The sequence below is a fragment of the Burkholderia sp. SIMBA_051 genome, from assembly GCF_046534915.1.
Lineage (GTDB): Bacteria > Pseudomonadota > Gammaproteobacteria > Burkholderiales > Burkholderiaceae > Burkholderia > Burkholderia ambifaria.
This window is the reverse complement of the sequence record NZ_JAWRXS010000007.1, coordinates 366,165-377,747: the sequence shown is the minus strand read 5'-3', so window position 1 is coordinate 377,747 and position 11,583 is coordinate 366,165. Positions and strand designations below refer to the sequence as shown.

At 67.4% G+C, this 11,583-nt stretch carries 11 protein-coding genes; 9 read left to right on the top strand and 2 right to left on the bottom strand.

Annotated elements, in window-relative coordinates:
- The first annotated feature begins 59 nt into the window (after positions 1 to 59).
- Positions 60 to 1,070 carry a type I glyceraldehyde-3-phosphate dehydrogenase gene (gene gap, locus SB771_RS19850; protein WP_175657212.1) on the top strand — a complete coding sequence of 337 codons (1,011 nt, stop codon included), beginning with the start codon at positions 60 to 62 and terminating at the stop codon, positions 1,068 to 1,070.
- Between the two features lie 77 nt (positions 1,071 to 1,147).
- On the opposite strand, the gene SB771_RS19845 is transcribed toward gap, so the two are convergent.
- Positions 1,148 to 1,867 carry a FadR/GntR family transcriptional regulator gene (locus tag SB771_RS19845; RefSeq protein WP_126227148.1) on the bottom strand — a complete coding sequence of 240 codons (720 nt, stop codon included), beginning with the start codon at positions 1,865 to 1,867 and terminating at the stop codon, positions 1,148 to 1,150.
- A gap of 245 nt (positions 1,868 to 2,112) precedes the next feature.
- Here SB771_RS19845 and SB771_RS19840 point away from each other — a divergent pair, with 245 nt between their 5' ends.
- From SB771_RS19840 to SB771_RS19830, 3 genes are all read left to right on the top strand, one after another.
- Complete coding sequence (locus SB771_RS19840) at positions 2,113 to 3,435, top strand: C4-dicarboxylate transporter DctA (protein ID WP_011655952.1); 1,323 nt, start codon at positions 2,113 to 2,115, stop codon at positions 3,433 to 3,435.
- Positions 3,436 to 3,540: 105 nt separating this feature from the next.
- On the top strand, positions 3,541 to 4,548 hold the full coding sequence (gene alc, locus SB771_RS19835) for an allantoicase (RefSeq protein ID WP_175661518.1): 1,008 nt from the start codon (positions 3,541 to 3,543) through the stop codon (positions 4,546 to 4,548).
- A 14-nt stretch (positions 4,549 to 4,562) separates the two neighbouring features.
- Positions 4,563 to 5,087, top strand: a complete 525-nt coding sequence (locus SB771_RS19830) for an ureidoglycolate lyase (protein WP_012363078.1) — start codon at positions 4,563 to 4,565, stop codon at positions 5,085 to 5,087.
- Between the two features lie 225 nt (positions 5,088 to 5,312).
- On the opposite strand, the gene fur is transcribed toward SB771_RS19830, so the two are convergent.
- On the bottom strand, positions 5,313 to 5,741 hold the full coding sequence (gene fur, locus SB771_RS19825) for a ferric iron uptake transcriptional regulator (protein WP_006753314.1): 429 nt from the start codon (positions 5,739 to 5,741) through the stop codon (positions 5,313 to 5,315).
- Positions 5,742 to 5,882: 141 nt separating this feature from the next.
- Between fur and SB771_RS19820 the strand changes: the two genes are divergently transcribed.
- The 5 genes from SB771_RS19820 to leuS all read left to right on the top strand — a co-directional run bounded on the left by SB771_RS19820 (position 5,883) and on the right by leuS (position 11,581).
- Entirely contained in the window at positions 5,883 to 6,680 is a 798-nt protein-coding gene (locus tag SB771_RS19820; protein ID WP_105834717.1) for an outer membrane protein assembly factor BamE, read from the top strand.
- A 65-nt stretch (positions 6,681 to 6,745) separates the two neighbouring features.
- Positions 6,746 to 7,543, top strand: coding sequence for a 4-hydroxy-tetrahydrodipicolinate reductase (gene dapB / locus SB771_RS19815; RefSeq protein WP_175661517.1), 798 nt, complete (start codon positions 6,746 to 6,748; stop codon positions 7,541 to 7,543).
- A 19-nt stretch (positions 7,544 to 7,562) separates the two neighbouring features.
- A complete protein-coding gene (locus tag SB771_RS19810; RefSeq protein WP_006755943.1) occupies positions 7,563 to 8,231 on the top strand; it encodes a MotA/TolQ/ExbB proton channel family protein in 669 nt (222 codons plus the stop codon).
- Positions 8,232 to 8,253: 22 nt separating this feature from the next.
- A complete protein-coding gene (locus tag SB771_RS19805) occupies positions 8,254 to 8,706 on the top strand; it encodes an ExbD/TolR family protein (RefSeq protein WP_126227153.1) in 453 nt (150 codons plus the stop codon).
- A 280-nt stretch (positions 8,707 to 8,986) separates the two neighbouring features.
- Positions 8,987 to 11,581 carry a leucine--tRNA ligase gene (gene leuS, locus SB771_RS19800; RefSeq protein ID WP_175661516.1) on the top strand — a complete coding sequence of 865 codons (2,595 nt, stop codon included), beginning with the start codon at positions 8,987 to 8,989 and terminating at the stop codon, positions 11,579 to 11,581.
- Positions 11,582 to 11,583: the final 2 nt, after the last annotated feature.

The following is an 11,583-nucleotide window of genomic DNA, read 5'->3' as shown; positions in this document are numbered from 1 at the left end:
GCGCGTCGCACCGTGAAGCTGCACGTAACTAATTTTTTTCAGCCATCAGGAGATAGACCATGACGATCCGCGTCGCAATCAACGGCTACGGCCGCATCGGCCGCAACACGCTGCGCGCGTTTTATGAAAACGGCAAGAAGCACGATCTCGAGATCGTCGCGATCAACGACCTGGGCGACGCGAAGACCAACGCGCACCTGACCCAGTACGACACCGCGCACGGCAAGTTCCCGGGCGACGTGTCGGTCGACGGTGACTACCTCGTCGTGAACGGCGACAAGATCCGCGTGCTGGCCAACCGCAACCCGGCAGAACTGCCGTGGGGCGAGCTCGGCGTCGACGTCGTGATGGAATGCACGGGCTTCTTCACGACGAAGGAAAAGGCGAGCGCGCACCTGAAGGGCGGCGCGAAGAAGGTGATCATCTCGGCGCCGGGCGGCAAGGACGTCGACGCAACGATCGTCTACGGCGTGAACCATGACGTGCTGAAGGCCGAGCACACCGTCATCTCGAACGCATCGTGCACGACGAACTGCCTCGCGCCGCTCGTCAAGCCGCTGAACGACCGCATCGGCCTCGAAACCGGCCTGATGACGACGATCCACGCTTACACGAACGACCAGGTGCTGACGGACGTCTATCACGAAGACCTGCGTCGCGCGCGTTCGGCCACCCACAGCCAGATCCCGACGAAGACGGGCGCTGCGTCGGCCGTCGGCCTCGTGCTGCCGGAACTGAACGGCAAGCTCGACGGCTACGCGATCCGCGTCCCGACGATCAACGTGTCGATCGTCGACCTGTCGTTCATCGCGAAGCGCGACACGACGGTCGAGGAAGTCAACGCGATCATGAAGGAAGCATCGGAAGGCTCGCTGAAGGGCATCCTCGGCTACAACGACGCGCCGCTGGTCTCGATCGACTTCAACCACAACCCGGCTTCGTCGACGTTCGACGCAACGCTGACCAAGGTGTCGGGCCGCCTCGTCAAGGTGTCGAGCTGGTACGACAACGAGTGGGGTTTCTCGAACCGCATGCTGGATACGGCAGTCGCATTCGCGAACGCGAAGTAATCCCGCACGTTGCGTGACCGCCGCATGGCGGCCTGCGCGGCGAACGAGCCCGGCCCGGTTTTTCCGGCCGGGCTTTTTTATTTCGCGGGAAGGGCCGCGACGGTGCCGGCGGACGGCGTCGGAAAGAAGATGCCCGCGCGCTGCGCGGCATTCGCGATGTGCGTCTCGATCGCGAGGCCGGCCGCGGCCGCATCGCGGGCGATCAGCGCGTCGAGGATCGCGCGGTGCTCGTGCCACGTCGACAGCAGCAGCTCGCGCCGGTAGAACGGCATGCGCTGGCTTTCCTTCATGATGTCCGCGCTGCTGCGCAGCACCGACTCGATCGCCGCGTTGCCGGCGAGATGGATGATCCGCATGTGGAAGTCGAAGTCGAGCCGCGACGCTTCGTCCAGCTCGCTGTCGGTGAGCGCGACGTGCAGGTCGGCGAGGTTGTCCTCGAACCATGCGATGTCGTCGTCGCTGACGACGTGCGCGGCCATGCGCGCGGCGAACCCTTCGAGCGCATAGCGCATCTGGTACGTGTCGGGCGGCGACGACTGTTCGGCGAACTGCCATGGATGGGCGGCGCTCGCCTGCGCGCTTTCGACATAGACGCCCTTGCCGGCGCGGATGCGCAGCATCCCGAGCGCCTCGAGCGTGGAGAGCGCCTCGCGCAGCGACGCACGGCTGATCTCCAGCTCCTCGGAGAGCTGGCGCTGGGCCGGCAGCAGGCTGCCGACCGGATAGACGCCTGCCTCGATCCGGTCGCGGATCGTCGCGATGGCGGCGTCGGTCACGGTGTGCGGAACGTTTTTCATGATGTGAGCGTTTGGCCGGTCTGACCGGCATTGTAATCCGCACGCGTGCGGTGCATCGGCGCCCTACGGGTAAGCCACGATCGGCCCCCGTTTGGTGCGTCGGAAATTCGGGGCGAGGGGGGCGGGAAATCCCTATTTTGATCGTCCTTGACGCCACTATATCGGCTTCCTACTATCCACCATAACATCACTGGTCTTACCAGTATGAACAGACGAAACTGCAACCGTTGGATCGGGAGAGCGCCGTGTCGAAATTCCTCAATTCGCTGTTTGGCCGGGTAGTCGTCGCATTGATACTGGGGGTCGCGCTCGGCGCGTTCTTCCCGCATTTCGCCGAGTCGCTGCGACCGCTCGGCGACGGCTTCCTGAAGCTCATCAAGATGGTCATTGGCCCGATCGTGTTCTGCGTCGTGGTGAGCGGGATGGCCAATGCGGGCGACCTGAAGAAGGTCGGCCGGGTCGGCCTGAAGGCCGTCATCTACTTCGAGGTGATGACCACGCTCGCGCTCGGCATCGGGCTCGTACTCGCATGGCTCACGCGCCCGGGCGTCGGGATGAACATCGACCTGCGCTCGCTCGATGCAGCGTCGCTCTCGTCGTACGCGAAGAACGCCGAAAGCCTGAAGGACACGGCCGGCTACCTGATGAAGATCATCCCCGAGACCGCGATCGACGCGTTCGCGAAGGGCGACATCCTGCAGATCCTCGTGTTCGCGGTGCTGTTCGGCTCCGCGCTGTCGCTGCTCGGCGACAAGGCGCAGCGCGTGAACAGCCTGATCGAGGAACTGTCGCACGTGTTCTTCCGCATCATCGGCTTCATCATCAAGCTCGCGCCGCTCGGCGTGCTCGGTGCGATCGCGTTCACGACCGGCAAGTACGGCGTCTCGTCGCTCAAGCAGCTCGGCTACCTCGTCGCGGTGTTCTACCTGAGCTGCATCGTGTTCGTCACGGTCGTGCTCGGCGTGGTGATGCGTCTCGCGGGCTTCTCGGTGTTCAAGCTGATCCGCTACCTGCGCGAGGAGCTGTCGATCGTGCTCGGCACGGCATCGTCGGACGCGGTGCTGCCGCAGGTGATGAGCAAGCTCGAATACATGGGCATCAAGGATTCGACGGTCGGCCTCGTGATCCCGACCGGCTATTCGTTCAACCTCGACGGCTTCTCGATCTACCTGACGCTCGCCGTGCTGTTCATCGCGCAGGCCACCAACACGCCGCTGTCCACGCATGACCTGATCGTCGTGCTGCTCGTGTCGCTCGTCACGTCGAAGGGCGCGCACGGGATTCCGGGCTCGGCGATCGTGATTCTCGCGGCGACGCTGTCGGCGATTCCCGCGATTCCGGTGCTCGGCCTCGTGCTGATCCTGCCGGTCGACTGGTTCGTCGGCATCGCCCGCGCGCTCACCAACCTGATCGGCAACTGCGTCGCGACGGTGGTCGTCGCGGTGTGGGAGAACGACATCGACCGGGCCCGCGCGACGCGCGTGCTGAACCGCGAGCTGCGCTACGTGGCGGTCGACGCGCAGGGCAGCAGCGCACCGGTCGCCGGCGACCAGGCTCACGCGCTCTGAGCATCACGCGCGCGCAGCGGCTTTCCCTGGCCGCTGCGCGCGATCGCATTTCCCGCGGCCGGCGCCACGACGCGCCTGCCCATTTCGAAAAATAGTGGAGACGACATGGCAGCCCCCATCCTCGATCCGAACGCGCCGGCCTTCACGCGGCGCTACATGAACCTCGCCGATCCGCGCCTGGGCGCGCAGGCGCTCTTCGCGAGCGACGAATTCTTCGCGCCGAAGGAGCGCATGCTCAATCCCGAGCCGGCCGTCTTCATCCCCGGCAAGTACGACGATCACGGCAAGTGGATGGACGGCTGGGAAACGCGCCGCAAGCGCACCACCGGCCACGACTTCTGCGTGGTCCGGCTCGCGCGGCCGGGCGTGATCTACGGCGTCGATCTCGATACGAGCCACTTCACCGGCAACTTCCCGCCGGCTGCGTCGATCGACGCATGCGCGGTGGACGGCGACACGCCGCCGGACGACGCCGAATGGCGTACGCTCGTGCCCGCGACGACGCTGCAGGGCAATTCGCATCACTATGTCGGCGTCGATGACGCGCAACCGGTCACGCACCTGCGCGTGAACCTGTATCCGGACGGCGGCCTCGCGCGCCTGCGCGTGTACGGCCAGCCGCAGCGCGACTGGCGCCACGTGCCGGCGGGCGAGCTCGTCGATCTCGGGGCGATCGAGAACGGCGGCTACCTGGTGGCCGCGAACAACCAGCACTTCGGCCCAGCCTCGCAGATGCTGATGCCGGGGCGCGGCGCGAACATGGGCGACGGCTGGGAAACGCGGCGCCGCCGCGAGCCCGGCAACGACTGGGCGATCGTCGCGCTGGCGCGGCCGGGCATCATCCGGCGCGTCGAGGTCGATACGGCATTCTTCAAGGGCAACTTTCCCGACCGCTGTTCGCTGCAGGCCGCGCGGGTCGCGGGCGGCACCGACGACTCGCTCGTCACGCAGGCGATGTTCTGGGCCGAACTGCTCGGCGAGCAGAAGCTGCAGATGGACCACGTGCATACGTTCGACCAGCTCGCGGCACTCGGCCCCGTCACGCACGTGCGCTTCAACATCTTCCCGGACGGCGGCGTGTCGCGCCTGCGTCTGTGGGGCGAGCCGGCTTGAAGGAGGGCAACGGCATGAGCGGACCCCATATCCTGCGCGTCGAGCGCCTGACCCGCGAAGCGTTCGCGCCGTTCGGCGACGTGATCGCGCTCGAAGGCGCGCGGCATTTCCCGATCAACGGCGGCACGACCGAGCGCTTTCACGATCTCGCGACGATCGACGTCTGCGCGGACGGCGGCCGGCCGCTCGTCAGCGTGTTTCGCGCGCAGCCGCGCGCGCTGCCGGTCGCGATCACGCTGATGGAGCGCCATCCGCACGGCAGCCAGGCGTTCATCCCGCTCGCGGCTGTGTCGCGCTACGCGATCGTCGTCGCGCCGGCCGGCGAGTTCCGGCCCGACGCGATGCGCGCGTTCCTCGCCGAAGGCTGGCAAGGCGTGAATTACGCGAAGGGCGTCTGGCACCATCCGCTGCTCGCGCTCGATGCGGTGAGCGACTTCGTGATCGTCGACCGCGGCGGCCCGCAGCCGAACTGCGACGAGATTCCGCTCGACGACGCATGGGCGCTGGAGTTCGAGCCGGCCTGCGCGAGCGCGACCTGACGCACGGCGAAGGGCGGCATCGGGCGTTGATCGTCAGGCGTCAATCTCGGGCGTCGACGATCGCGCGGCGGCTGCACGGCCCGCCGCCGCACGCTCGATTGAAAACATCGTTCCGACCCGGCCCGCAGGCCACCCGCGGGCCGTTTTTCATTCCGGCGCCGAAAACAACACGGCCCGGGCGGCGGGATGCCGGCCGGGCCGTCGCATGGGGTGCGAAGGGTTCGATCAGTGCTTGCGGTGCGGGCAGTTCTCCGTCGTGCACGAACCGTACATCGCGAGCGAGTGTTCCTGGAGCCGGAAGCCGCGTTCCTTCGCGATGGCCTGCTGGCGGCTTTCGATCTCGGCATCGAAGAACTCCTCGACGCGGCCGCAATCGAGGCAGACGAGGTGATCGTGGTGCGAACCTTCATTCAATTCGAACACGGCCTTGCCGGATTCGAAGTTGCTGCGCGTGAGCAGGCCGGCCTGCTCGAACTGCGTCAGCACGCGGTAAACGGTGGCGAGCCCGATGTCGAGCTGCTCGTTGAGCAGGTTGCGGTAGACGTCTTCGGCAGTCAGGTGACGCACCGGGCTTTGCTGGAAGATCTCGAGAATCTTGAGGCGCGGTAGGGTGGCCTTTAGCCCGATATTCTTGAGATCCGTCGGATTGGTCATGGCTAGGCATCCCTAGAGTACAATGCAGGGCTTCATGTTACCGGCTTTTCGCCGTTCCAGAAACACGCGCGGCTCGCGACGCGGGCCTGCACGGTGACGGAAATGTTCCCGGAATCTCTTTCGCACTTTCAGAGGAGTCGCATGCGGAGTGCCATCATCGCTGCCGCCGCCGTTGCCGCGCTGGCTGGTTGTTCGTCGTACGACAGCGTGACGCAGCGTATCGCGCAGAGCATCACGCCCTATCGGATCACCGTCGTGCAGGGCAACTTCGTGTCGCAGGAGAAGGCCGCGCAGCTGCAGGCCGGCATGACGCGCGAGCAGGTCCGCGCGCTGCTCGGCACGCCGCTGCTGGCCGACATGTTCCATGCCGACCGCTGGGATTACCTCTTTTACTTCAAGCGCGGCTCGACGTCCGTCGTCCAGCAGCGCGATCTCGTGCTGACGTTCGCGAGCGATCGCCTCGCGAGCTGGACCGGCGCCGACAACCTGCCTTCCGAGCTCGACCTGCTGGCCGATATCGACGGCGACCGCGGCGGCAAGAAGGCGAAGGCCGCGGCCGAGGCGAAGCGGGCGGCCGAGGCGGCTGCCGCCGCGAGCGCCGCGCAGGCTGCCGAGGCCGCGAGCCCGTCCACCGGGCTGGCGTCCGGTGCGGTGGTCGACCAGGATGCGAACGCCCAGGCGGCGCGCGCGGCGAACCGCGCGACCAACCAGGTATCGGGGCAGGGCTCGGCCAGCCGCCGCTTCACGCCGTCCGCGCAGGCTTCGGGCGGCGCGCCGGTGCCGGGCGGCCAGCCGCCGGGCGCCGCGCCGGCGATCCAGCCGCAGTTCCAGTTCCATCGCCCGCCGCAGCCGAACGCGTCGAACGAAGCGGCGCCGCCGGTCGGCCCGCAAGGCTCCGACAACCTGCAGAACCAGCCGCTCACCGCGCCGGCCCAGTAAGCGTCCGGCGTGCGGAAACAGGGCGGCATGCGCCGCCTGCCTTTAGACCTGTCGTGTAGAAAGCCATGAAGATTGCGATTGCCGGTGCATCGGGCCGTATGGGCCGGATGCTGATCGAAGCCGTTCTCAACGATTCCGACGCGCAGCTCGTCGGCGCGCTCGACCGCGCCGGTTCGCCGTTCCTCGGCCAGGACGCGGGCGCGTTCCTCGGCAAGGAAACCGGAGTCAAGCTGACCGACGACCTCGATGCCGTGTTCGCGCAGGCCGACTACCTGATCGATTTCACGCGGCCGGAAGGCACGATCGCGCACGTCGCGGCCGCGCTGCGCCACGACGTGAAGCTCGTGATCGGCACGACCGGCTTCACCGCCGAGCAGAAGGCCGAGCTGCAGGCCGCCGCGGCCCGGATCGGCATCGTGTTCGCGGCGAACATGAGCGTCGGCGTGAACGTCACGCTGAAGCTGCTCGAATTCGCGGCGAAGCATTTCTCGCACGGCTACGACATCGAGATCATCGAGGCGCACCATCGTCACAAGGTCGACGCGCCGTCGGGCACCGCGCTGATGATGGGCGAAGCGGTGGCCGGCGCGCTCGGGCGCTCGCTGGAGGACTGCGCGGTATACGGCCGCCAGGGCGTGACGGGCGAACGCGATCCGTCGACGATCGGCTTTGCGGCCGTGCGCGGCGGCGACATCGTCGGCGATCACACCGTGCTGTTCGCCGGGATCGGCGAACGGATCGAGATCACGCACAAGTCGTCGAGCCGCGTGTCGTACGCGCAGGGCGCGCTGCGTGCGGTCCGCTTCCTGTCGGCGCACGACGCCGGCCTGTTCGACATGCAGGACGTGCTCGGCCTGCGCTGACCCTCACGGGGAAACTCCGATGGCGATTCCCACCGGCGTTGTCCACTACCTCGAAAGCGGCGATGCGATCACGCACGCCGTCGCCTATGTGCTGCTGGCGATGTCCGTCGCCAGCTGGTGCTTTCTCCTCATGAAGGCCTGGCTGCTGGTCCGCGCGAAGCGGCAGGGGCCGCGCGCGCTCGCCGCGTTCTGGCGTGCGGCGTCGCTCGACGCGGGCATCGACGCGCTCGCCGGCGCCGATCGCGAGCGCGTGTTCGTGCCGCTCGCCGAAGCCGCGCGCGACGCGGCCGACGAGCACGATCCGGCCGCGCTGGCCGCGCGCGTCGAGCGCAGCGAACGCGTGCTGCGCGCGCTGCGTCACGCGATGCTGCGCTCGCAGCGGCGTCTCGAGTTCGGTCAGGTGCTGCTCGCGTCAATCGGCAGCACCGCGCCGTTCGTCGGGCTGCTCGGCACCGTGTGGGGCATCTATCACGCGCTCGGCAGCATCGCCGCGAGCGGACAGGCGCAGATCGAGAACGTCGCGGGGCCGGTCGGCGAGGCGCTGATCATGACTGCGTTCGGGCTCGTCGTCGCGATTCCCGCGGTGCTTGCCTACAACATCCTCGGGCGGCTTGTGCGCCAACTCGCCGAGGAACTCGACGGCTTCGCGCGCGACCTGCACGTATTCGTGTGCGCGCAGGGCGCCTGACGCGCAGCCGGGAGGAGCGACCATGGCATTCGGCGGACTGGAGCACCACAAGACGTCCGCGCCGATGGCGGAGATCAACATGACGCCGCTGATCGACGTGATGCTCGTGCTGCTCGTCATCTTCATCATCACCGCGCCGCTGATGACGCACGCGATCCGGCTCGACCTGCCGAAGGTCGCGGCCGGTGTCGCGCGCGATACGCCGCAATCGGTCACGCTGTCGATCGACGACGCCGGCAAGCTGTACTGGGACGACACACCCGTCGCACTCGACGCGCTGCCCGCGCGCTTTCAGGCCGCCGCCGCGGGCGCCGCGCCGCCCGAGCTGCGGCTGCGCGCGTCGCGCGCGACCCGCTACGACGTAATCGCGCAGGTGATGGGCGCCGCGCAGGCCGCGGGCCTCACGCGAATCGGCTTCGTCACCGACGTGCCGCCGGCGGGCGCTGCGCCTGCCGCCGCGGGCGCGAAACCCTGACCTGCCGGCTGCCTGCGAGCCCGATGCAGGCAAGAATGCGCCGCAGCCCGCGACACCCGGCCGTACCGCCCGCCACGGACGGTATAATCATCGTTTCCGCCCGGTTGGCAGGGTTTCGCCGGGTAACCTGGAGACCTTCCGGGTTACCCGGCGAATATCCGGAACCATGATGCAGGCTCGAGAACCGTGAGCCTGCTCCCGCCGCCGGGCTGCCCGATTTCGTCCACTTCCGCGTGCCCGCCTCGTGGCGCGCTGCTTAAAGCCTAGTCCGAACCACACCATGCACGAGAGATACGTACCCGCCGACGTCGAAGCCGCCGCCCAGGGCGACTGGCGCGCAGCCGATGCCTACAAGACGAGGGAAGATTCGCAGAAGCCGAAGTTCTACTGCGTGTCGATGCTGCCGTATCCGTCCGGCAAGCTGCACATGGGTCACGTGCGCAACTACACGATCAACGACGTGATGTACCGCTATCTGCGGATGAACGGCTACAACACGCTGATGCCGATGGGCTGGGACGCGTTCGGGATGCCTGCCGAGAACGCCGCGATGGCGAACGGCGTGCCGCCCGCGAAGTGGACCTACGACAACATCGACTACATGAAGGGCCAGATGCAGTCGATGGGCCTCGCGATCGACTGGTCGCGCGAAATCGCGACGTGCAAGCCCGACTACTACAAGTGGAACCAGTGGCTGTTCCTGAAAATGCTCGAGAAGGGCATCGCGTACAAGAAGACGGGCACCGTGAACTGGGACCCGGTCGACCAGACCGTGCTCGCGAACGAGCAGGTGATCGACGGCCGCGGCTGGCGCTCGGGCGCGCTCGTCGAGAAGCGCGAGATCCCGATGTACTACCTGCGGATCACGCAGTACGCCGATGAACTGCTGAACGATCTCGACGGCCTCGGCTGGCCCGAGCGCGTGAAGATCATGCAGCAGAACTGGATCGGCAAGAGCTTCGGCGTGAACTTCGGCTTCCCGTACGAACTCGACGGCGAGAAGGCACTCCTGCGCGTGTTCACGACGCGTGCCGACACGATCATGGGCGTCACGTTCTGCGCGGTCGCGGCCGAGCACCCGCTTGCCACGCGCCTCGCGCAGGGCAAGCCGGAACTGCAGGCGTTCATCGACGAATGCAAGCGCGGCGGCGTGGCCGAGGCCGATGTCGCGACGATGGAGAAGAAGGGCGTCGCGACGGGCTTCTCGGTGTCGCACCCGCTCACGGGTGAGCCGGTCGAGGTCTGGATCGGCAACTACGTGCTGATGAGCTATGGCGAAGGCGCGGTGATGGGCGTGCCGGGCCACGACGAGCGCGATTTCGCGTTCGCGAAGAAGTACGGCCTGCCGATCAAGCAGGTGATTGCGAGCGAAGGGCAGACGTACTCGCTGGATGCCTGGCAGGAATGGTACGGCGACAAGGAAACCGCGGTCTGCGTGAACAGCGGCAAGTACGACGGCCTGCGTTATGCGGATGCGGTCGACGCGGTCGCGGCCGACCTGAAGGCCGGCGGCTACGGCGACAAGCAGGTCACGTGGCGCCTGCGCGACTGGGGCGTGTCGCGCCAGCGCTACTGGGGCACGCCGATCCCGATCATCCACTGCCCGTCGTGCGGCGACGTGCCGGTGCCGGAGCAGGACCTGCCGGTCGTGCTGCCGGAAGACCTCGTGCCGGACGGCTCGGGCAACCCGCTCGCGAAGTCGGAAGCGTTCCTGAACTGCTCGTGCCCGAAGTGCGGCGCGGCCGCGAAGCGCGAGACCGACACGATGGATACCTTCGTCGATTCGTCGTGGTACTTCTCGCGCTACACGGCGCCGGACGCCGACACGATGGTCGACGCGCGCACCGATTACTGGATGCCGATGGATCAATACATCGGCGGCATCGAGCACGCGATCCTGCACCTGCTGTATTCGCGCTTCTGGACCAAGGTGATGCGTGACCTCGGCCTCGTGAAGTTCGGCGAGCCGGCGAAGAACCTGCTCACGCAGGGGATGGTGCTGAACGAGACGTTCTACCGCGAAGACGCCTCCGGCAAGAAGACCTGGTACAACCCGGCCGACGTGACGGTCACGCACGACGACAAGGGCCGCCCGGTCGGCGCGACGCTGAACACGGACGGCCAGCCGGTCGTGCTCGGCGGCATCGAGAAGATGTCGAAGTCGAAGAACAACGGCGTCGATCCGCAGGTGCTGATCGACCAGTACGGCGCCGATACCGCGCGCCTGTTCACGATGTTCGCGGCGCCGCCCGAGCAGCAGCTCGAGTGGTCGGGCGCGGGCGTCGAAGGCGCGAGCCGCTTCCTGCGCCGCGTGTGGAGCTTCGGCGCGACGAACCGCGAGGCGCTCGCCGCGCGCGCGGGCTTCGACGCGGCCGCGCTCGGCGACGCCGACAAGGCGCTGCGCCGCGAAATCTACAGCGTGCTGAAGCAGGCCGATTTCGACTACCAGCGCCTGCAGTACAACACGGTCGTGTCGGCCGCGATGAAGATGCTGAACGCGATCGACGGCGCGAAGGGCGCGACGCCCGCCGTGCTGCGCGAGACGTACGGCGTGCTGCTGCGCGTGCTGTACCCTGTCGTGCCGCACGTCACGTTCGAGCTGTGGAAGGCGCTCGGCTACGCGGACGAATTCGGCCCGCTGCTCGACGCACCGTGGCCGAAGGTCGACGAGGCCGCGCTCGAGCAGGCCGAGATCGAACTCGTGCTGCAGGTGAACGGCAAGGTGCGAGGCGCGCTGAAGGTCGCGAAGGACGCGAGCCGCGACGCGATCGAAGCCGCGGCAGTGGCCGACGAAGCGTTCGCGAAGTTCAGCGACGGCAAGCCGGCGAAGAAGATCGTCGTCGTGCCCGGCCGCCTCGTGAACATCGTCGTCTGACG